Annotated in this window: 18 protein-coding genes; 11 read left to right on the forward strand and 7 right to left on the reverse strand. The window is 67.3% G+C overall.

The features are described 5' to 3' along the window. Positions 1-43: 43 nt before the first annotated feature. Positions 44-988, reverse strand: coding sequence for an N-acetyl-gamma-glutamyl-phosphate reductase (gene argC / locus ACUDCK_RS14430; RefSeq protein WP_175143861.1), 945 nt, complete (start codon positions 986-988; stop codon positions 44-46). A 143-nt stretch (positions 989-1,131) separates the two neighbouring features. Here argC and ACUDCK_RS14435 point away from each other — a divergent pair, with 143 nt between their 5' ends. Next, the gene (locus ACUDCK_RS14435; protein ID WP_175167958.1) at positions 1,132-2,028 is read left to right on the forward strand and encodes a LysR family transcriptional regulator; all 897 of its coding nucleotides are present in this window, start codon (positions 1,132-1,134) and stop codon (positions 2,026-2,028) included. Between the two features lie 33 nt (positions 2,029-2,061). Here the strand turns inward: ACUDCK_RS14435 and ACUDCK_RS14440 are convergent, their stop codons facing one another. Then, the gene (locus ACUDCK_RS14440) at positions 2,062-3,846 is read right to left on the reverse strand and encodes a chloride channel protein (protein ID WP_175167959.1); all 1,785 of its coding nucleotides are present in this window, start codon (positions 3,844-3,846) and stop codon (positions 2,062-2,064) included. Positions 3,847-3,966: 120 nt separating this feature from the next. Between ACUDCK_RS14440 and ACUDCK_RS14445 the strand changes: the two genes are divergently transcribed. From ACUDCK_RS14445 to ACUDCK_RS14465, 5 genes are all read left to right on the forward strand, one after another. Then, entirely contained in the window at positions 3,967-4,416 is a 450-nt protein-coding gene (locus tag ACUDCK_RS14445) for a MarR family winged helix-turn-helix transcriptional regulator (RefSeq protein ID WP_054504202.1), read from the forward strand. Between the two features lie 106 nt (positions 4,417-4,522). Further along, positions 4,523-5,683 (forward strand): HPP family protein, encoded by a 1,161-nt coding sequence (locus ACUDCK_RS14450; RefSeq protein ID WP_420867712.1) that lies wholly within the window; start codon positions 4,523-4,525, stop codon positions 5,681-5,683. A 63-nt stretch (positions 5,684-5,746) separates the two neighbouring features. Further along, positions 5,747-7,186 (forward strand): sensor histidine kinase, encoded by a 1,440-nt coding sequence (locus ACUDCK_RS14455; RefSeq protein WP_175167960.1) that lies wholly within the window; start codon positions 5,747-5,749, stop codon positions 7,184-7,186. Then, positions 7,183-7,797 carry a response regulator transcription factor gene (locus ACUDCK_RS14460; protein WP_175167961.1) on the forward strand — a complete coding sequence of 205 codons (615 nt, stop codon included), beginning with the start codon at positions 7,183-7,185 and terminating at the stop codon, positions 7,795-7,797. Before ACUDCK_RS14455 ends, ACUDCK_RS14460 begins: the two co-directional genes overlap by 4 nt. Before the next feature lie 137 nt (positions 7,798-7,934). Beyond that, complete coding sequence (locus ACUDCK_RS14465; protein WP_064525291.1) at positions 7,935-8,423, forward strand: GlcG/HbpS family heme-binding protein; 489 nt, start codon at positions 7,935-7,937, stop codon at positions 8,421-8,423. Positions 8,424-8,504: 81 nt separating this feature from the next. On the opposite strand, the gene ACUDCK_RS14470 is transcribed toward ACUDCK_RS14465, so the two are convergent. The 3 genes from ACUDCK_RS14470 to ACUDCK_RS14480 all read right to left on the reverse strand — a co-directional run bounded on the left by ACUDCK_RS14470 (position 8,505) and on the right by ACUDCK_RS14480 (position 12,422). Further along, the gene (locus ACUDCK_RS14470; protein ID WP_162876553.1) at positions 8,505-9,785 is read right to left on the reverse strand and encodes a hypothetical protein; all 1,281 of its coding nucleotides are present in this window, start codon (positions 9,783-9,785) and stop codon (positions 8,505-8,507) included. A gap of 248 nt (positions 9,786-10,033) precedes the next feature. Next, positions 10,034-11,191, reverse strand: coding sequence for a hypothetical protein (locus tag ACUDCK_RS14475; protein WP_445659234.1), 1,158 nt, complete (start codon positions 11,189-11,191; stop codon positions 10,034-10,036). 43 nt (positions 11,192-11,234) lie between these two features. After that, the gene (locus ACUDCK_RS14480; protein ID WP_445659235.1) at positions 11,235-12,422 is read right to left on the reverse strand and encodes a hypothetical protein; all 1,188 of its coding nucleotides are present in this window, start codon (positions 12,420-12,422) and stop codon (positions 11,235-11,237) included. A gap of 259 nt (positions 12,423-12,681) precedes the next feature. Here ACUDCK_RS14480 and ACUDCK_RS14485 point away from each other — a divergent pair, with 259 nt between their 5' ends. The 5 genes from ACUDCK_RS14485 to ACUDCK_RS14505 all read left to right on the forward strand — a co-directional run bounded on the left by ACUDCK_RS14485 (position 12,682) and on the right by ACUDCK_RS14505 (position 17,753). After that, a complete protein-coding gene (locus ACUDCK_RS14485; RefSeq protein ID WP_049073943.1) occupies positions 12,682-13,197 on the forward strand; it encodes a sigma-70 family RNA polymerase sigma factor in 516 nt (171 codons plus the stop codon). Next, the gene (locus ACUDCK_RS14490) at positions 13,167-14,156 is read left to right on the forward strand and encodes a FecR domain-containing protein (RefSeq protein ID WP_175167962.1); all 990 of its coding nucleotides are present in this window, start codon (positions 13,167-13,169) and stop codon (positions 14,154-14,156) included. The genes ACUDCK_RS14485 and ACUDCK_RS14490 overlap by 31 nt, the downstream gene beginning before the upstream one ends. A 128-nt stretch (positions 14,157-14,284) precedes the next feature. Continuing rightward, entirely contained in the window at positions 14,285-16,690 is a 2,406-nt protein-coding gene (locus ACUDCK_RS14495) for a TonB-dependent siderophore receptor (protein WP_175167963.1), read from the forward strand. A 2-nt stretch (positions 16,691-16,692) separates the two neighbouring features. Then, on the forward strand, positions 16,693-17,085 hold the full coding sequence (locus ACUDCK_RS14500; RefSeq protein WP_175167964.1) for a hypothetical protein: 393 nt from the start codon (positions 16,693-16,695) through the stop codon (positions 17,083-17,085). Continuing rightward, complete coding sequence (locus tag ACUDCK_RS14505; protein WP_054504211.1) at positions 17,082-17,753, forward strand: PepSY-associated TM helix domain-containing protein; 672 nt, start codon at positions 17,082-17,084, stop codon at positions 17,751-17,753. Before ACUDCK_RS14500 ends, ACUDCK_RS14505 begins: the two co-directional genes overlap by 4 nt. 33 nt (positions 17,754-17,786) lie before the next feature. Here ACUDCK_RS14505 and ACUDCK_RS14510 read toward each other — a convergent pair whose 3' ends face one another. Both ACUDCK_RS14510 and ACUDCK_RS14515 read right to left on the reverse strand, forming a co-directional pair. After that, positions 17,787-19,037 carry a hypothetical protein gene (locus ACUDCK_RS14510; protein WP_144657459.1) on the reverse strand — a complete coding sequence of 417 codons (1,251 nt, stop codon included), beginning with the start codon at positions 19,035-19,037 and terminating at the stop codon, positions 17,787-17,789. A gap of 155 nt (positions 19,038-19,192) precedes the next feature. After that, positions 19,193-20,395 carry a hypothetical protein gene (locus ACUDCK_RS14515; RefSeq protein ID WP_175167965.1) on the reverse strand — a complete coding sequence of 401 codons (1,203 nt, stop codon included), beginning with the start codon at positions 20,393-20,395 and terminating at the stop codon, positions 19,193-19,195. Positions 20,396-20,567: the final 172 nt, after the last annotated feature.

Below are 20,567 nucleotides of genomic sequence, written 5' to 3' on the forward strand. Positions count from 1 at the left end.
CCTGCCCAGTTGAGCAGAAATCGCCTGACAAACCGCTGGCGCTTCAGGCCTCGGCCAGGGCCAGCGCGTCCAGCATCAGATCCAGGTTCTGCACCGCCGCGCCCGACGCGCCCTTGCCGAGGTTGTCGAACACCGCGCTCAGCAGCACCTGGCCATGGTCAGCGTTGCCGTACACGGCCAGCCGCAGGTCGTTGGTGCCGTTGAGCGCCTGCGGGTCCAGGAACGTGTGCGCCGCCGCGTCCTGCGCCGCCACCACCTGCACGTGGCGGGCGCCAGCATAGTGGCCGGCCAGGCAGTCCTGCAAGCGCGCGGCGCTGACGCCAGCGGGCAGCAGCCGCAGTTGCAGCGGCACGGTCAGCACGATGCCCTGGCGGAACGCCCCGTACGACGGCACGAACACGGGCCGCTGTGTCAGGCCGGCGTGGCGCTCGATTTCCGGGGTGTGCTTGTGCGCCAGGCCCAGTCCGTAGACCTGGAAGGCCAGCCCGCCGGTGGCGCCCGGCCCCTCATAGGCATCGACGCTGGCGCGGCCGCCGCCCGAATAGCCGGACACCGCGTACACGCTGAACGGATAGTCGGCCGGCACCAGGCCGGCCTGCACCAGCGGGCGCATCAGGGCGATGGCGCCCGTTGGGTAGCAGCCAGGATTGCTGACGCGCTTGGCCTGGGCGATGCGCTGCGCCTGCCCGGCGTCCATTTCCGGGAAGCCGTAGACCCAGCCCGCGGTGGTGCGGTGCGCCGAACTCGCGTCGATCACCCGCACCTCGGGATTGACGATGGACGCCACCGCCTGGCGCGCGGGCTCGTCGGGCAGGCACAGGATGGCGATGTCGCTGGCGTTGATGGCCTCGGCGCGCCGCCTCGGATCCTTGCGGTCGCCCTCGGCCAGCGTCAGCAGGCGCAGGTCGGTGCGGCCCCGCAGCCGTTCGTGGATCTGCAGACCGGTGGTGCCCTGGTCGCCGTCGATGAATACTAGGGGATGCGTCATGTGCGTGGCCTTGCGAAAGAGCCGGCGTGGCGCCGGCGGATTGGGTCGGAAATGGATCCGGGTGTTCATGATTGCCGATCTCACGCCATACGAAAAGTCGAATATCATGACGACAAGATTCAGAATTCCTGAACGAAACCGCCATGCGTGAAATCAACCTGGACCGCCTGCGCACCCTGGTCGCCATCGCCGACCTCGGTTCTTTCGCCGACGCCGCCCGTGCGCTGCACCTGGCGCCGCCCACCGTCAGCCTGCACGTGGCCGACCTGGAGGCGCGCGTCGGCGCGACGCTGCTGACGCGCAAGCGCGGCCAGGTCCGCCCCACGCCCATCGGCGACACCCTGCTGGAGCGCGCGCGCCGCATCCTGGCCGAGGCCGACCAGGCGCTCGACGACGTGCAGCGCCAGGTGCAGGGCCTGGCCGGCCGGGTGCGGTTGGGGGCGTCGACCGGCGCCATCGCCCACCTGCTGCCGCAGGCGCTGGAAGCGCTTGGCCGCGAACACCCGGGCATCGATGTCCAGGTGGCCGTGCTGACCTCGCAGGAAACCCTGCAGCAACTGGTCGACGGCGCGCTCGACGTGGGCCTGGTGGCGTTGCCGCAGCCGCCGGTGCCGGGCCTGGTGCTGCGGCCCTGGCGGCGCGATCCCATCATGGCTTTCCTGCCCGCCGCCTGGAACCCGCCGGCGCGCGTCACGCCGGCCTGGCTTGGCGACCGGCCGCTGATCCTGAACGACGCCAGCACGCGCCTGTCGCGCCAGACCGGCGAATGGTTCGCCAGCGCCGGGCTGCAGCCGCGGCCGCGCATCCAACTGAACTACAACGATGCCATCAAGAGCCTGGTGGCGGCCGGCTACGGCGCCACGCTGCTGCCGCACGAAGCCACCGCGCCTCAGGCCGACCCGCGCATCGCCATGCGGCCGCTGCGCCCGGCGCTGTGGCGGCCGCTGGGCATCGCCCATCGCGACGGGCAGGTCGAACGCGCCACCCAGCACGTGCTCGACGCCCTCTGGCAATTGCGCGCGGCCGACGACCGCGCCTAGCCTGGCGTCGGCCCGTCGAAGCGGCCGATGGACTCAGCCGCCCGCGGACGACGCCCGCCGCAGGAACGACGCGCGCTCGGCCTCCTCGCGCAGCCGCCGGGCGCGGCTGCGGAACAGGTCCTTGCGGCCGACGATGCCCAGCACCCGGCCGCTGTCGCGGTCCAGGATCGGCACGCGGCCAGCGCCGGACAGCGCCATGCGGTCGGCGATCTGGCTGGCCAGTTCCTCGGGAAAGCCATGGACCAGTTCTCGCCCTGACAGCGCCTGCGCCAGCGTCCGCCCATGCAGTGCCGGTTCCAGCGCCCAGGCCAGGCTGTCGGCGCGCGTCACCTCGCCCACCGCCGCCCCGACCTCATCGACCACGGGATAGCTGGTGTGGACCGGTTGCGCGGTGGTGAAATGCGCGATCGCCTGTGCCACCGTCAGGCTGGCGGGCAGCGTCTGCGCCGGCGTGGTCATCACCTGGCTGGCGCGCAGCAGGTCGAACGGATCGACGCGGTACTCGCGGCTGACATGGTGGCCGCGCCGCGCGATCTTTTCGGTCAGGATCGAGCGGCGCAGCAGCAGCACCGTGACGCCGTAGGCGAACACGCAGGCCGCCAGCACCGGCAGCAAGGCCCCCAGGTTGCCGGTCAGCTCGACCGCGAACAACGTCGCCGTCAAGGGCGCCCGCATGGTGCCGCCCATCATCGCCGCCATGCCCACCAGCGCCCAGAAGCCCGGCACGGCCGGCGGCAGCAGAGGCGTGGCCAGCGCGCCGAGCGCGCCGCCGAAGATCAGCAAAGGCGCCAGCACCCCGCCCGAGGTGCCCGAGCCCAGCGCGATCGACCAGATCGCCACCTTCACCACCAGCAGCAGCAAGACCGCCTGCAAGGCCAGGTCGCCCGCCAGCAGATGGCGGATGTTGTCGTAGCCCACGCCCAGCGCGGCCGGATCGATCAGGCCGCCGATGCCGATGGCCAGGCCGCCCAGCGCCGGCCACCACATCCAGTGCAGCGGCAGTTTCTCGAACAGGTCCTCGGCCGCGTAGACCAGTGCCGTCAGCGCGCCCGAGCCCAGCCCCGCCAACACGCCCACGGCGGCGCAGGCCACCAGATGCCACGGGGTGAATGCCATGACGCCGGCATAGCTGAAGACCGGCCCGCCATCGAGCGCGAAGGCGCGCGCCACGGCCGCCACCAGCGCCGCGGTGGCCACCGGCAGGAAGCTGCGCGGCTTCCACTCGAACAGCAGCAGCTCCACCGCCAGCAACACCGCCGCCAGGGGCGTGGCGAAGATCGCCGTCATGCCCGCGGCGGCGCCGGCCACCAGCAGCGTCTTGCGCTCGCCGTCGTTCAGGTGGATGGTCTGCGCCAGCAGCGAGCCGATGGCCCCGCCGGTCATGATGATGGGGCCTTCCGCGCCGAAGGGACCGCCAGTGCCGATCGAGATGGCGGACGACACCGGCTTGAGCACCGCCACCTTGGGCGCGATGCGGCTCTTGCCGATCAGGATGGCTTCCATCGCTTCCGGAATGCCGTGGCCGCGGATCTTCTCCGAGCCGTAGCGCGCCATCAGGCCGATGATGAGGCAGCCAATGACGGGAATGGCCACCGACGTCGGCCCCAGGCGCCCGGTGGTGATGGGCAGGTCGGCGAACGAGAACAGGCCGTGGTAGGCCAGGTTGGTGCACAGCGCGATCAGGCGCAGCAAGGCCCAGGCGGCGGCCACGCTGGCCAGGCCGGTCGGCACGGCCAGCGCCATCAGCAGCACGACACGCTTGTCGGTGGTGAAGTCGCCCAGCCGCAAGGCGCGCACGGAAGAGGAAACGGGAGGCATGGTTCGAGGCGAGGAGAGGGAAACGGAACGCGCGGCCGCTGCGTCCGCGAGGACGGTGATCGGCCGCTGTTTGCGAAAAATCAAATGTATCGTATCACGATATATATTAGAATCGGCCGGGTGAAACGTTCCCCAGCCCCCGCCCTGCCATCCGCCACCGACTACGAGTTGCTGGCCGATTTCCGCTACGCGCTGCGCAAGTTCGCCGCCTTCAGCGAAAACGCCGCGGCCGGCCTCGACCTGATGCCGCAGCAGCACCAGGCGTTGCTGGCCATCAAGGGCAGCCGGCCCGGCGCGCCCGGCCGCCGCGGCCTCTATGTCGGCGAGATCGCCGAGCGCCTGCTGGTGCGCCCGCATACCGCCGCCGAACTGGTCAATCGCCTCGAACGGCTGGACCTCGTCAGCCGCGAACCCGACCCTGAAGACGGCCGCCGCGTCGAGGTGGTGCTGACGGACAAGGCCGAGCGCATCCTGGCCAGCCTGTCGGCCTCGCACCTCGAAGAACTACGCGCCATGCGGCCGTTGCTGACCCGCCTGCTGGCCCGCATCGGCGACGACGCCGAGCGGTGATTCCGCCCGCCTCTCATGACCCGGCGGCACAAGCTCATGCCGCCGGCCGGCGCGCCGCGTGATAAATTGTCGTCCCCCGATATATCTGAAGCGGCGAGGTAAAGTTTTGGCTGTGGCTATCAAGCGCTGGCTCGGTGCGTTCGCGCCGGCGCCGGTTGGCGTCAATCTGCGCGAAAAGCTCTATGGCGCGTTGGGCGCGCTGGTCGGGCTGTTCTGCACTGAATGGGTCGGCCACCACGCGCTGGGCAACGCCAATCCCTGGTTCATCGCGCCGATGGGCGCGTCGGCCGTGCTGCTGTTCGCCGCGCCGGCCAGCCCGCTGGCGCAACCCTGGTCGATCATGGCGGGCAACCTGGTGTCGGCGTTGATCGGCGTGTTCTGCGCGCAGGCGATAGCCGATCCCGGCGTGGCCGCGGCCACGGCGGCGGCGCTGGCCATCGCCGCCATGTTCTCGCTGCGCTGCCTGCATCCGCCCAGCGGCGCGGTGGCGCTGACCGCGGTGCTGGGCGGGCCGCAGGTGGCGGCGCTGGGCTATGGCTTCGCGCTGTGGCCGGTGGCCTTGAATTCCGCCATCCTGCTGGGCATCGCCGTGGTCTTCAACGGCCTGCTCAGGCGCAACTATCCGCGGCGCCACGTCGAGTCCGCGCCCGGCCACCAGACCCGCGACCCGGCGCCCAGCGCCCGCCTGGGCTTCTCGCGCACCGACCTGGACGAGGCCCTGGCGCAGCGCGGCGAGCTGCTCGACATCAGCAAGGAAGATCTCGAGGACATCGTGCTGGCCGCCGAACTGCGCGCCAGCCGGCGGCGCTTCGGCGACGTGCGCTGCGCCGACATCATGTCGCGCGACGTGGTCGTGGCGCGGCAGCAGGATCCGCTGGACTACGCCGTGCGCCTGTTCGACAAGCACCGCCTGCAATGGCTGCCGGTGCTCGATTCCGCCGGTCACTACGCCGGCATGCTGGCGCAGGCGGACGCGCTGGCCCGACGCGGCCGTCCAGCCCAGGTCGCGGCCGCGGGCGGCGCGCCGGCCGACCTGCTGGTGGCCGACTGCATGCGTTCCGAGGTGCCGTTCGCCACGCCCGACCTGCCCGCGATCGAACTGGCCCGCCCCATGTCCGACGCCCTGCACTGCGTGCCTGTGCTGGACGAGGGCCGCGTGCTGGCCGGCCTGGTGACCCAGTCGGACCTGGTCGCCGCCCTGCACCAGATGGCGCTGTCGGCCGCCGCCCAGGCCGCGCCCGGCCACGACGGCCGCCTGGCGGCGTGAGCCGCGACGCCTCCGTAGCCCTACGGATTCCGCGCCGGATCGGCCACGGGGCATAATTCCAGCGTGAATCCCCCGCTGCGCCACCGCGCCCTCCTCGCCTGGCTGGTCCTGTTCTGCCTGGGCGCCCTCTGGATCGGGCGCCAGCACTACGTCGACCAATACGAACGCTTCTTCCAGGACACCAGCGTGGCGCAGCGCATGCTGAGCCAGAAGACCGTGCAGCACGAGGCCGTGCTGGCGACGCTGTCCGCGCTGTCGCACCCGCCCGCGCCCGAACGGCTGTTTCCCAGCCTGCGGCCGGCCATGCCGCAGTTGCAGGCGCTCGGCTACCTGCCCGACGGCGCCTGGGCGGGCAGCACGGCCGAACCGCCCGGCCTGCGCGCCGCGGTCGAGCAGGCCCGCACCCTGGGCCGCCCTGTCACGCTGCCGCTGGATGCCGCGCGCTACTGGCTGGTGGCGCCGTCCGGCTGGAGCCTGCTGGTGGACGCCCGCGAACTCGTGCCCGCCGCCGACTTCCCCTCTGGCCTGGCCAACCTGACGCTCGCCATCGGCGAACAGCCGCTGCCCCTGCTGCAACGCCAGCCGGCGCCGGCCGGCCCCGGCTGGCCACTGGCGCTCGCCAAGCCGCTGGGCGCGGCCAGCCAGCCGTTCGCGCTGCACAGCACGCGCACCCTCACGCCCGCCTCCTGGCCCTGGCTGCCCTGGAGTCTGTGGGGCCTGACCAGCGCGCTGCTGGTGGCGGGCATCACCGCCATGCGGCGCTCGCGCGCCGAGGCGCGGCGCCAGCAGGAACAGGCGCGGCTGGCATCCATGGCGCGGCTGAGCACGCTGGGCGAAATGGCCGCCGGCATCGCCCACGAACTGAACCAGCCTCTGACCGCGATCCTGGCGCAGACCCGCGCCGCGCAACGCCTGCTGGACGACGAGGAAGAACGCCCCAGCGTACGCCGCGCCCTGCTGGCCAGCGCGGAACAGGCCAAGCGCGCCGCCGATATCATCAGCCGCATGCGGGCGCTGGTGCAGCCCAGCGCGCCCGGCCGGCGCGAGGCGCTGGATCCCGACGCGCTGGCAGCCTCGCTGCGTTTCCTGCGCGAGCCCGAACTGGCGCGCCAGGGCATCCGCCTGCAATGGCACAACGCCAGCCCGCAGGCGCGGCCCCTGGCCGAGCGGGTCGCGCTCGAACAGATCCTGCACAACCTGGTGCAGAATGCCGCCGACGCGCTGGCCGATGCCCCGGGGCCGCGCCAGATCACGCTCGAAGGCCGCGCCGACGGCGCCACCTACGTCTTCAGCGTCAGCGACAACGGACCGGGCATCGCAGCCGACGCGCTGCCGCGGCTGTTCACGCCGTTCTATACCACCCGCGCGCAGGGCATGGGCCTGGGGCTGGCGCTGTGCGAAACGCTGGCTGGCGCGATGGACGGCCGCCTGGCCGCGCGCAACCTGCAGCCTTCGGGCGCCTGCTTCAGCCTGACCCTGCCCCTGGCCGGAGGCCCCGCATGAGCCTGCCCGACCAATCGCCGCTGGTCTACCTGGTGGACGACGACGACGCCGTACGCGACGCGCTGGCGCTGCTGCTGCGCAGCGTCGGCCTGCGCAGCGCCGGCTACGGCGATCCGCAGCAGTTCCTGGCGCAGTTGTCGCCGCGCACCATCGGCTGCGTGGTGCTCGACATCCGCATGCCCGGCATCAGCGGACTCGATGTGCTGGCGCGCCTGGCCGAAGCCTCCGACCTGCCGGTGGTAATGCTGACCGGCCACGCCAACGTCGACCTGTGCCGCCGCGCCTTCAAGGGTGGCGCCATGGAATTCCTGCAGAAGCCGGTGGACGACGACATCTTTCTGGACGCGGTGCAGTCCGCCGTGCGCGGCCACATCGCCCGTCGCGAACGCCTGGCCGTGACCCAGGCCGCTGCCGACCGCCTGGCGCGCCTGTCCGCGCGCGAGCACGAGGTGCTGGAGCGCATCGTGCAGGGCCTGAGCAACAAGGAGATCGCGCGCGAATTCGACCTGTCACCGCGGACCGTCGAAACCTACCGCGCCAATGTGTTCGCCAAGCTCGAGGCCGACTCGCTGGCGCAGTTGATCCGCCAGTACGCCACGCTGCTGGAGTGACGCCACCGTCAGCCTCGTCGCGCACGCCGCCTCCGTAGCGCTACGGAGGCGCGTGGGTAATCGGGCGTATACCGCGCCGCCAGCCTTTTGGCCACACTGACTGCTCCTGATCCCCACACGAATAAAGGACGCAGACCATGACCCGCCACCCGCTCGCCGCCCTGGTTGCCACGCTCGCCGTCAGCGGCGCCGCCCACGCCGCCGTGCTCACCGAAAGCAATATCTCGACCGCCGACGCCCAGAAGCTGGCCACCGCCGCCGTCGCCGCCTGCCAGGCCAAGGGCTACAACGTCAGCGCCTCGGTGGTCGACCGCGCCGGCCTGCTCAAGGCCTTCGTGCGCGCCGACAACGCCGGCCCCCACACCATCGAGGCGAGCCGCGCCAAGGCCTTCACCTCGGCCTCGGCCAAGGCGCCGACGCTGGCCATCATGGAGAACGCGCAGAAGAACCCCGGCGCCGCCAACCTGACCGACATCCCCGGCTATCTGCTGCTGGGCGGCGGCGTGCCGATCAAGGCCGGCAACAACGTCATCGGCGCCATCGGCGTGGCCGGCGCGCCCGGCGGCAACCTGGACGCGCAATGCGCGGATGCGGTGCTGGAAGAGAACGCGGCGTTGTTCAAGTAAGGCGGGCGAATCTGACCCCGAATGCCGCCGGATGGCCGGCTGCATTCGGCATCATGCGCGCATTCGGCTTCGAGCGTTTCATCAAATAGCGAACTCTGTCCAGTGTCCATCGGGGTGCAGCAAAACGTCCTGCCCGGAACCAAGCTGCATCGCCATCGCATCCATGTCGTCAAAGCTCTGCCCTACGACATTGGCCTGCGGGAGGGTCGCCTCCGGAAGCCACTCGTCGAACACATTTCGCGCAGCAAGCGGCTCCGCTGTTCCCAAATAGTCAGAAATTCGCTCGTCCTCAAATGCCAGGAACGCGCCACCCCAACTCGGACTTTGCGCGTACGCCATGATGTTTTCACTCAGTGTGACGCACACAAAATCGGGATCCTCGTCACAATCATACAAACTCCAAAGGGCATCCAACGTGAGGGGGTTATTCAGAGGATCACCATACACCTTGATCGGTGGCGATGGCGGCCCCTTCGGACCGGTCCCATCAGGGGGAAATGGTGGGTCAACCAGCTCCGCATAGTAGGGACCATCGGAGGGCTCATCGGATGAGGCGCTAGACGGCGGGGAAGATTCGGGGCTGGAAGGCCAGGACGCTGCTGGCTGCGGAACTGATGGCAGAGGATAGGAGACAGCCGGTGTGCTGCCGATCATTGGCGGGATTGGCATATCGGCCAAATCCACCTCACCCGATCCGGGCGCCGGTATCCATCCCTTTGATGGACCTGGAATCGCGTCAGGAAAGACCTGAAGATCGTCGAGATACAGCCCGGGCCAAGCCATGGTCGAAGGCTCCGCCAGCACGACAGGGTCTTGCAGACCGGATTGCGAAGTGACAAAGCCCCCATCATAGAGGGTGATCGTTCGGGACGATCCTTCGACTATTTCGCCCGCGACCACGGCTGCGATGCCATGCGCTTCCCGATACGGATCCTCGTAATACGAAATTACCGCACTGCCCCCCGCCGTATCGGTCGCGATGAGCGTGAATCGTGTGAACGGGATGTCCCAGAACTCAAGATCGCCGAATCCGCCATGGAGGTATCCTTTATTGACCGCTCCCCACATCATGGCGCCGAACTGATCCATATAGGACAGCCCATCAATCCCGTCGAGGAGGCCATGGAGCGATAGCATCAGATCCTTAATGGCCGTCATGGCCCCCTCGTCAAGAAGCGCGGGGAAATCCACGGTGAAGATCTTTGCGGCGAATGCGGCCGTCATCAGTTTGACGTAGCTTTTCTCATCTGTCGTAAGCAGATTCTCGTCGAGCGCGGCAATCTTTATCAGCAGATCCTTATCCGCTTTAAATTTCTGCATTGCTTCACTGCCTGGTTCCTTCTCCGCGTCGAGATAGGCCAAATCATGCTGTTTGCAAAGCCAATCCAATGGACTGTCTACCTCTAGCCCTCCTGCGGGACCTATACGCCGCAAAGCAGGTTCTTTATCAAGTTCGGCCACGCTCTTGGTTGTGCCCCGCTCCCCCGCGGACCAATCTGGCCCGCACCATCGTCCGTATACCGGAAGCCAGCTTGTCGGATACCAACCAGTATCTTGAAATCTAATGCCGCCCTCTTCGGATGCCATTTTGTTTCCTCTGCCTTAAAGGATCAATGTCCAACGCGACGCATCTCGTCGCGCGAGTCAATGACCGGGATTTCTTCCGCTTCCCGCGCTGAGGGAAGCGGAAGCGTAGACCATGTATCAGTTGCGATGTCGAGCATGGCCATACCTCCCGTTCCACCACCCAGACCCACAGAATGATCCCGATAGATCGACGCGATGTACTTTCCTGCCTGATCGCAGACCATTTCCCGGGGTTCGAACGACGGGCCGAGCTGCGACGGCCCCTCTTGCCAGGCTTGGCGCCGCCCGTCCAGGGAAATCCGGATAACAGTGAGTCCGTAGCGCGGTGTCTGCCCCCAGAGGCAGAGATTTCCTGCGCGATCCATGGATGGCATGCGCACATGCTCGATTCCGTCGAAAACATCCGGAGTCGGCACGACCTCATTACCCCGACGCATCCGATAGATTTCACTGCCCGCGTATATCTCGTGATAGCGTGAAAACAGCCGGGATGGACCAAAGGATTCAAGCAGGATCTCATCGTCCGAGATGTATTGCGCCTGGCCACCGTCCACGAATTTGAAGATGCCCGCGAACGGCTGTTCATGCATGCCGCGCCGATCGAACTCCCAGATATCGAACTCCAGGAGCCGCACCCGCCGACCGGGGGGAACAAGGCGCTCACTGCGCCAGAATGCGATCCGCGACTCGTCGGGAGACATGAACGGCGACAACTTATTGCCCGGCGCAACCGGCACAACCTCCAAGGCGCTGCCGTCTTCATGCATCAGCACGATTTGCAGGTCATGAAGCGAACGGCGCAGGTCCTCTTCGGTGTCTCCATAGACAGGCCTGCGCGACATCACGATGAAATTGCCTTTGGGTGAATAGCGCGCGTAGGTATAGGAATAGGCCGGCGGCAACGCGTAGCGATACAGCCGGCCGGAATCGAGTCGGTAGCGCATGACGTCGCAGCGGTTGTCGCCGCTTTGGGCGCATTCGACAAACAGCCAATCCACGCCATTCGGATGCACGCTCAACGAGCGGATATCCCTGCCACCGTTCGGAGGAGAAAACGGCGTCCGCGTGGTCGGCGTTTCCACCACAGCGGCAGTCGCTGTTCTCTCGTTTGCAACCGGAGGAACCAATATCAAGGGCGACCGCCACAGCGGCGCCACGCAAACCACCACCACGATTGCCATGAAAATCCAAACACGATTTCCTTTCATCATCGCTCCCTCGAACTCACGACGCAGCGTCACTTTCTTTGGAGACCGGGACAGGAATCTTCTCTGCCTCCCCCCATGACGGCAACGGCAATGCTGACCATTTCTTGGCAGCAATGTCGAGCATGGCGAGCCCCCCTGCCCCGCCACCAAAACGTAGGGGATGATCCCGATAAATGGACGCGATATATTTGCCGTTCGGATCGCAGACCACTTCCCTGGGATCGAACGACGCCTCCGACCCGTCTTCTTGCAGCCATGCACTGCGCTCACCGTCGGCCGCAATACGGATAACCGTCAGGCCATAACGGGGTGTCTGGCCCCACAGGCACAGACTGCCTGCACGATCCATGGACGGCATCCTGATATGTTCGATTCCATCGAACACATCAGGAGTCGGCACCGTGTCGGCTCCTCGCTTCATTCGATAGATTTCATTGCCGTCATAGCGACGGTGGTATTCCGAGAAATGATCTATCGGCCCATAAGATTCAAACAAGATCTCGTCGTCCGAGATGTATTGCGCCTGCCCACCGTCGACAAAATGAAAGACGCGGGCAAAGGGCCGTTCCACTCTGTCGCGTCGATCAAATTCCCGGATATCGAAATCGAACAGGCGGATGCGCTTGCCAGGCGGCACCAGACGAGCGGCTCGCCAGAACGCGATGCGCGTCTCGTCCGGTGACATGAACGGCCACAGCTTGTTGCCGGGCGCTGTCGGGATGACCTCCAGCCCGCGGCCGTCCTGGTGCATCAACACGATTTCACTGTCATGGAGCGAGCGCTCCAAGGCATCTTCCGACCCGCCATAGACAGGCCTGCGCGACATCACGATGAAATTGCCTTTGGGTGAATAGCGCGCGTAGGTATAGGAATAGGCCGGCGGCAACGCGTAGCGATACAGCCGGCCGGAATCGAGTCGGTAGCGCATGACGTCGCAGCGGTTATCGCCATCCTGGGCGCATTCGACAAACAGCCAATCCACGCCATTCGGATGCACGCTCAACGAGCGGATATCCCTGCCACCGTTCGGAGGAGAAAACGGCGTCCGCGTGGTCGGCGTTTCCACCACAGCGACGGGCGCCCTTTTCTCGTTCGCGACCGGGGAGGCCGAAGTCCAGAGCGACCACCACAACGGCAGCACGCAAATCAGCGCCACCGTTGCCACGAAGATCCACGCGCGATTTCGCTTCATCGTCGCTTCCATATACGTTCAGACGCCCGCCAAGGCAGCGGAGCAATGTTCGACAACGTATATGGATGATCCAGGCGGCGAAATGCGCTGCCCTGCGAAAGCAGACGAGTACTCAGGAAATGGCCAGGCGCGTCGACAGCCATCCGCTGCACGCGGAACAGCGGCGGTTCCTCGCCCAGCGCAACGACTAAGCACATCCCCCGCTGGAACTCCAGGCCCGAATAGCTATAATAGGAACCATTCCCATTACTCTTTCAGGTTTGGAGTCCCCGTGCCGCCCGGCGACCTCCCGGCTCCCCACGCCGTCGACACGCTCTATCGCTCGCACCACGCCTGGCTGACGGCGTGGCTGCGGCGTCGCCTGCGCGACGACCACGACGCCGCCGATCTGGCCCAGGACACCTTCGTGCGCCTGATCGCCGCCCGCGACACGCCCGGCCTGCGCGAACCGCGCGCCTTCCTCGCCCGCATCGCCCACGGCCTGATGGTCAACCTGTGGCGCCGCCGCGATCTCGAACACGCCTATCTGCAAGCCCTGGCCCAGCGCCCCGAGGCCTGCGCGCCCTCGCCCGAGCGGCGCGCGCTGGTGCTGGAGGCGCTGGTCGAGATCGACGCCATGCTGCAGCGCCTGCCGGCCCGCGCCCGCGAGGCTTTCCTGCTGGCGCAACTGGGCGGCTACACCTATGCCGAGATCGGCCAGCGCCTGGACGTGTCCGAGCGCATGGTGAAGAAATACATGGCGCAGGTGATGCTGCAATGCCTGTTGATCGCGGACGGCGTCTGGTGAGGCCCGCCACGCTGTCCGCCCCGCCCGACCGCCGCGTGCTCGAAGCCGCGGCCGACTGGTTCGCGCGCCTGGGCGACGAGCGCGCCAGCGCCGACGATACCCGCCAATGGCAGGCCTGGCTCGATGCCCGGCCGGAACACCGCCGCGCCTGGGACGCCGTGGCCGCGATCAGCGCGCGCTTCGAATCCGTGGCCGGCCAGCCGGCGCTGGAGGCCCTGACCGGCGCCGGACGCGGCCGCCGCCGCGCGCTGCGCACGCTGATGCTGCTGGCCGGCGTCGGCGGCGTGGGCGCCGCCGCCTGGAACCAGCCGGCCACCCGCCGCCAGTTGGCCGACCTGCGCACCGATGTCGGCCAGACCCGCCAGGCCGCGCTGGAGGACGGCTCGCGGCTGTGGCTGAACACCGCCAGCGCGGTCAACCTGCGCTTTGACGCGCGGGCGCGCCGCGTGGTGCTGGTGGACGGCGAAACCCTGATCGACACCCATCCCGATCCGCGCGCGCCGGCCCGGCCGTTCCTGTTGGACGTGGGCTATGCGCAACTGCGGGCGCTGGGCACCCGCTTTGCCGTGCTGCGCGACGGCGGCCGCGCCTGGCTCGATGTCTACGCCGGCGCGGTCGAGATCCGTCCCGACGATGCCCCCGTCCGCATCGCGCAGGCCGGCACCCGCACGGGGTTCAGCGGCCGCGTCATCGACGCGGCCGAACCGCTCGACCCCGCCCGCGACGCCTGGACCCGGGGCGAGCTGGTGGCCGACGGCCTGCCGCTGGCGCGCTTTGCCGCCGAGCTGGCGCGCTACCGGCGCGGCTTCGTCACCTGTACGCCGGAGGTCGCGCAAGTGCCGCTGGTGGGCGTGTTCCCGCTGGCCGACACCGACCGCATCCTGCGCGCGCTGGAAGCCACCCTGCCCGTGCGCGCCCGGCGCGTGTTGCCCGGCTGGGTCCGGCTGGAGGCTGCCTAGCGCCGGCCGGCGCGGGCGGCTTGCCCAACTATTTTGTAACAGCCGCGCGTTTCCAGTTCCCCTTTCTTCTTTTCGCTTGGCACTGCAGAGGTACGACGCGTTTCGCGCGTCCGCCGCCAAGGAATCCCATGCACGTCCCTCCCTTCCGTTTTCCGCTCCTGGCCCGCGCGCTGGCCACCGCGCTGACCGCGCCAACGGTCCTGCTGGCCGTCACGCCCGCGCAGGCCCAGGCGCCGGCCGGCTTCCAGGTCGCGCCCGGCCCGCTGTCGCAGGCGCTCAGCCAGTTCGCCAGCCAGGCCGGCGTGACGCTGTCGCTGGACGGCCGTCTCGTGGCCGGCAAGCAGAGCCCCGGCCTGTCGGGCGCCTACAGCGTGGACCAGGGCTTCGGCCGGCTGCTGGACGGCACCGGCCTGCGCGCCGAGCGGCGCCCGGACAACGTCTACACGGTGCGGCCGGTGGCCAGCGGCGACAATGCCGCCCAACTGGAGCCGGTGACTGTGCTGGGCGCGACCACCGCCGAAGGCGCCTACCAGCCGGAGCCGGTGGCCTCGGTGACACGTTCGCCGCTGGCTGTGCTGGACCAGCCGCAGGCGGTCAACGTGGTGCCGGCCCAAGTGCTGCGCGACCAGCGCCCGCGCAACCTGGACGACGCGCTGGCCAACGTCAGCGGCATCACCCAGGGCAACACGCTCGCCGGCACCCAGGACACGCTGATGAAGCGCGGCTTCGGCGCCAACCGCGACGGCTCGATCATGCACAACGGCATGCCGCTGGTACAGGGCCGCGGCCTGAACGCCGCCGCCGACAGCGTCGAAGTCCTGAAGGGTCCGGCGTCGCTGCTTTACGGCATCATGGACCCGGGCGGCGTCATCAACATCGTCAGCAAGCGGCCGCAGCTCACGCCGTACCACGCCATCACGCTGACGGGTTCGACCTATGCCCAGGGCCGCGACGGCGTCGGCGCCACGCTCGACAGCACCGGACCGATCGGCGACTCGCGGCTGGCCTACCGTCTGGTGGTCGACACCATGAACGAAGACTACTGGCGCGATTTCGGCCGCCGCCGCGACACGCTGGTGGCGCCGTCGCTGGCCTGGTATGGACAGGACACGCAGATCGTGGCCTCCTATGAGCACCGCGACTACCTGTACCCGTTCGACCGCGGCACCGCGCTCGATCCCACCACCGGCAAGCCGCTCGACATCCCCTCGCGCCGCCGCCTGGACGAACCCTACAACAACATGTGGGGCAGCACCGAGCTGGCCCAGGTCACCATCGACCAGCGCGTCACCGACAACTGGAAGGCGCACCTGGGCTATGGCTGGAACCAGGAACGCTACGATGCCAACCAGGTGCGCGTGACCGCCATCGATCCGGTGGCCGGCACCATCAAGCGCAGCAACGACGGCACCCGCGGCGCGCTGTCCACGGACCACTACGTGATCGGCTACGTCGACGGCCGCCTCGATCTTGGCGGCCTGCGCAACGACCTGCAGTTCGGCGCCGACTACGAGCGCCGCAAGATCTTCCGTTCCGACCTGATCCGGCAGAACCTGTCCAAGCCCTTCAGCTACGTCAATCCGGTCTACGACCAGCAGGATCCCGGCAACACCGTGGTCGCCAGCGACAGCGACCAGACCGACAAGCTGCGCGCCACCTCGTTCTTCCTGCAGGACTCGCTGCACCTGGGCGAGCGCTGGATCCTGGTGGGCGGGCTGCGCTACCAGCACTATGAGCAATTGGCGGGTCGCGGCCGGCCGTTCAAGACCAACACCGACATCGAGGGCGGCAAGTGGCTGCCGCGCGCCGGCCTGGTCTACAAATGGACGCCCGAGGTGTCGCTGTATGGCAGCTATACCGAATCGCTCAAGCCCACCTCGACCATCGCCCCGCTGACCAGCGGCACGGTGATCGACTCCGGCGTGGCGCCGGAGCAGGCCAAGTCGTGGGAGCTGGGACTGAAATGGGACATGCCGGGCCAGACCACCGGCACGCTGGCGCTGTTCGACATCCGCAAGCGTAACGTGCTGGTGTCGCAATACAACGACGTCACCAAGCTGACCGACTGGCGCACCAGCGGCGCGGCGCGCTCGCGCGGCGTCGAGCTGGACGTGAGCGGCTCGCTGTCGGCGCGCTGGGACTTCATGGCCAGCTACGCCTATCTGGACGCGCGCACCACCGATGATCCGCAGTACCAGGGCAACCGGCTGTGGAACGTGGCGCAGCACACCGGTTCGCTGGCGCTGGTCTACAACGCCGGCCAGATCGGCGAAGGCCGCCTGCGGCTGGGGACCGCCGCGCGCTACGTCGGCACCCGCCCGGGCGATTCGGCCAACTCATTCGTGCTGCCGGCCTATACCGTGGTCAACGCCTTCGCCACCTACGACACCCGCGTCGCCGGCCGCAAGTTGCAGTTCCAGTTGAACGTCAACAATCTGTTCGACCGCACCTACTACACCTCGAGCGCCAACCAGTACTTCATCTCCATGGGCGACGCGCGCCAGTTCGTGCTGTCGACGCGGGTGGAATTCTGAGCATGCAACCGTCCATCCCTGCCCCCGCGCCGGCCGCGTTCCCGCTTCGAGCCGCGCCGCGCCTGCGCGCCGCCTTGTCCGCCGCCTGCGCCGCCGCGGCCCTGATCGCCCAGGCCTATGACGCGCGCCGCGGCTGGCTGCTGGGGCCCAGCGGCACCGATGCCCGCCTGTCGATCCATGACGCGGGCCGCACCGGCCAACTGCGCCGGCTGGCCTCCATCGGCACCCGGCCCTGGGCCCACAACATGGCCTACGACGCCGACCGCGGCATCGCCTATCTACCCAGCATGGACGACACCGAGGTCTATCCGGCGGACAGCGGCGAGTCGCAACGGCATTTCACCGCGGACAGCTTCACCGTCACCGCGTTGCGTCTGCGCGAGGCGCGGCCATGAGCCTCACCTCCGTCAACTCCGCCACCGCCCGGCCGCCGCGTCCGCCCGCGCGCCGCGGCCAGTACCTGAAGGCGCTGCGCAAGGCCCACGGCTGGCTCGGTTTGTGGGGCGCGCTGCTGGGCCTGCTGTTCGGCGCCAGCGGCATCCTGCAGAACCATCGGGCCGTGCTCAAGATCGACATGCCCGGGCCCGTGGTCGAGACCCTGCAATTGCAGGCGCCCGCCGATCTGCCCCGAACCGACGCCGCGGTGGGCCGCTGGTTGCAGCAGGCCCTGAAGCTGGACAAGCCGGTCGAACGCATCCGCAAGGAAGCGGCGCAGGATGTGCGCTGGGGCGATGTCTCCGCGCGCCAGCCCGAGCGCTGGCAGGCGCTGTTCCGCGCGCCGGGCTATCAGGTGCAGGTGGAATTCTGGCCGCAAAGCGGCGCCGCCAGCGCCCGCCGCAGCAGCGCCAGTTGGTGGGGCGTGGTCCAGAATTTTCATCGCGCCAACGGCACTGGCGTGGCCTGGGTGCTGCTATCGGACACCATCGGCGGCGCGCTGATCGCGCTGTGCCTGACCGGCGTGCTGCTCTGGACCGAGCTGGAAAAGCGCAAGCTGATCGGGCTGGCCATTGCGTTCGCTTCGGTGATCGCGTGCCTGGCGGCCGTGGCGCAATCGTGGGCCTGATCGGTCCTCAGACGGGCTGCAGTGCGGATAAGTTCAATATATGTCTTGTCCAACTGCTAGGTCGGGGGGGTGGGGCGATGAAAACAATCCCAAGACCGGCGCATAGACAAGATCGTCCGCCTCTTGCTCATTGTGGAGATCGTGGCGATATATAGAGTCCGCGATACTTCCGCGCTCGCCGCTTTGAGCCTCGACAAACTCTAACTCGGTTGTTGGGCCCGGCTCAGACACCGAAAAGAAGCTTAAGGAATACAACCCCCAGCAATCATCAAACTCGGGCGACCCTTCCCATGAAAAGCACCCAAAGGGGTCCGGATCCCAAGGAGATGGCATCCAAGCATCCATGGGGGCATCGCCTACCACCTGAATCGGCGGAGATGGCTGGCCCATCAGATCCCCGGGGCCCGGCGTATCGACGACCTCGGCGAAATACCTTGTCCCGGAACCAGCTGGCGTGGATAACGCTGGGCTCTCGGTAAGCACCGGAGCATCCGCATCCTGCCCTCCCGGCGGCACAGTCGTCGAGAAGGGCAAATAGGGATCGTATGCTCCCCCACCCAAACCAGCTTGTGGCGTCCCGAGTCCCCACCCCGAGAAAAGTTGCCCGGATTCGTACGACGCCAACGGGTTATTTGACGCCGCGCCCAACTCCGGGGCAGGATGGTAGCCAGGCGTAATCAGGGTAATGGGCTCCGAGTCCCCCACCTGTTCCGAGACCGAACCATCGCGCATGACAATGATCTCTTTTAGAGATTCTCCGATGATCTCTTCATTTATGATAGAACTAACGCCGTGGGCCTCTTCGAATGCATCCTTGTAATAGCTCCACATACGGCTCGATCCGTCCGCCTGCCTGTCCGTCACCCAGTACATTTGATAGGCGAGGCCTCCAACTTTGCCATCTAGGGCCACGCCCGTCATCTTGGTACCGAACTGGTCGATGTAGGTCAGGCCATCGATTTTCTGGAAGAGTCTTTCGAAGGACTTGGCGAGTTCGAGAATGCGGCTCCCCATCCACTCGCTCGAAGCGTTGGGCAGATCAACGCATATAATTTTCTCGAAGAATACAAACGACATCAGGCGGGCATATAAGCGCTCAACCGCCGGAAGTTGGTCGAAATCAAGCTGGTCGAGCCTAGCCATCAAGACGAGATCTGCTTCCAGCTTTTTCATGGCTTCATCCGGCTGCCCCTGCGCGTCGAAATAGGCGATGTCATGGTCCTTGCAGAACGAATCGACGGGGCTGATTCCAGGCGTCACCCCGTCAATACCGATACGCGTCAATACCGGGCTCTCGATCAGCTGCGCCCTGCTCTTCTCCCCCCCTCTCTCCCCTGCGGACCAATTTGGCCCGCACCAAAACCCGTACACGGGGATGTAGCTTGTTGGACTCCAAGGATCCAGATCCGCCAATCTTATTGCGTCACGCTCCATAGCCATCAGTAGCTCCTCGAATTGATCGAACCGCCCCGTGCGCCGTTATCCACGCCGCTCGCACTTGTGTTCACCGGAATGATTTCCGCATCCCGCCACGACGGCAGGGAAATCGCAGTCCAGGTATCCGTCGCGATATCCAGCATGGCCAAGCCGCCCGGACGGTTCGTGACATCCATCGGCTGGTCCCAGTAGATCACCGCGAGATAGGTGCCAGCCGGATCGCAGATCAACTCCTGCGGAATGAATCCCAGGCCCGGCTGCCAGGCCCTGCGCTGGCCTCCCGGTTCAATACGGATCACGGTCAGGCCGTAGCGCGGCGTCTGCCCCCAGAGATACAGGTTCCCTGCGCGATCCATCGTCGGCATCTCGGCGTACTTGATGCCGCTGAAGACCTGTGGCTCGGGCAGCCGCGTATCCCCGCGCCGCATGCGATAGACGCTGCTTCTGCCATACAGGGACTCGTAGCTCGAGAGATGCCCCGCCGGCCCGAAGGTTCGGAACAGGATCTCGTCATCCGAGAGATACTGCGCCTGGCCGCCGGAAACGAATTTGAAGATGCCGGCAAAAGGCCGTTCCGTCGCGTCGGCCCGATCAAACTCCCAGATGTCGAAATCGAGCAGGCCCAGGCGTTGTCCGGGTGGCAGGATGCGTCCCGTCCTCCAGAATGCGATCCGGCTTTCATCCAGCGACATAAAAGGCGAGAGCTTGTTGCCCCGCGCCAAGGGAAGGATCTGGAGGCCCTCGCCATCGCTGCGCATCAGCAGGATCTGCATGGCGTCGAGCGAACGGCGCTGTTCATCGTCGGAATCGCCGGCGATCCGCCGCCGCGACATCACGATGTAGTTGCCCTGCGGTGAATAGTGGGCGTACGGATAGGTGTAGCCGGCGGGCAGACCGTAGCGGTACAGCTTTCCCGTCTTCCATTGATAGCGCATGACGTCGCACCGGTTGTCGCCGGTGCGGACGCATTCCACGAACAGCCAGTCATTGCCATCGGGATGCACGCTGAGCGAACGGATCTCCCGGCCGCCGCTGGGCGGGGAGAACGGCGTCTGCATCGTTGGCGTCTCTTGCACCCACTCATCCGACTTGAGGGGCGCTTTGGTGAACCCGTGCGGGAACGGCAGCAACCATGACAACGGCACCAGCACAAGCATCGCCAGTACCGACATGATCACGAGCAGGCACGCGTACTGTCGTTTCATCGCCGTCGCCTCAGCTCGGCGCCGAACCTGATCTGCCGATGCAATAACCGGGTTTCAGCGGCAACGCCGCACACCCCCGCCCCATACTTCCGACACCACGCCACCGCCGCCTCCACGCCGCCACCCGACAACCGGACCTCCGTGGCGCCTGTTAAGACGCGCGGGCCGCCTC

This window comes from Achromobacter sp. CF-sbj1-Ac2-l, assembly GCF_052698165.1.

Bases quoted from the DNA above. Each gene is read 5' to 3' on its own strand.
- ACUDCK_RS14515 (WP_175167965.1), bottom strand. From the start codon at position 20,395: ATGAAACGACAGTACGCGTGCCTGCTCGTGATCATGTCGGTACTGGCG.
- argC (WP_175143861.1), bottom strand. From the start codon at position 988: ATGACGCATCCCCTAGTATTCATCGACGGCGACCAGGGCACCACCGGT.
- ACUDCK_RS14495 (WP_175167963.1), top strand. From the start codon at position 14,285: ATGCACGTCCCTCCCTTCCGTTTTCCGCTCCTGGCCCGCGCGCTGGCC.
- ACUDCK_RS14440 (WP_175167959.1), bottom strand. From the start codon at position 3,846: ATGCCTCCCGTTTCCTCTTCCGTGCGCGCCTTGCGGCTGGGCGACTTC.
- ACUDCK_RS14465 (WP_064525291.1), top strand. From the start codon at position 7,935: ATGACCCGCCACCCGCTCGCCGCCCTGGTTGCCACGCTCGCCGTCAGC.
- ACUDCK_RS14475 (WP_445659234.1), bottom strand. From the start codon at position 11,191: ATGGCAATCGTGGTGGTGGTTTGCGTGGCGCCGCTGTGGCGGTCGCCC.
- ACUDCK_RS14490 (WP_175167962.1), top strand. From the start codon at position 13,167: ATGCCTGTTGATCGCGGACGGCGTCTGGTGAGGCCCGCCACGCTGTCC.
- ACUDCK_RS14435 (WP_175167958.1), top strand. From the start codon at position 1,132: ATGCGTGAAATCAACCTGGACCGCCTGCGCACCCTGGTCGCCATCGCC.
- ACUDCK_RS14460 (WP_175167961.1), top strand. From the start codon at position 7,183: ATGAGCCTGCCCGACCAATCGCCGCTGGTCTACCTGGTGGACGACGAC.
- ACUDCK_RS14500 (WP_175167964.1), top strand. From the start codon at position 16,693: ATGCAACCGTCCATCCCTGCCCCCGCGCCGGCCGCGTTCCCGCTTCGA.
- ACUDCK_RS14505 (WP_054504211.1), top strand. From the start codon at position 17,082: ATGAGCCTCACCTCCGTCAACTCCGCCACCGCCCGGCCGCCGCGTCCG.
- ACUDCK_RS14480 (WP_445659235.1), bottom strand. From the start codon at position 12,422: ATGGAAGCGACGATGAAGCGAAATCGCGCGTGGATCTTCGTGGCAACG.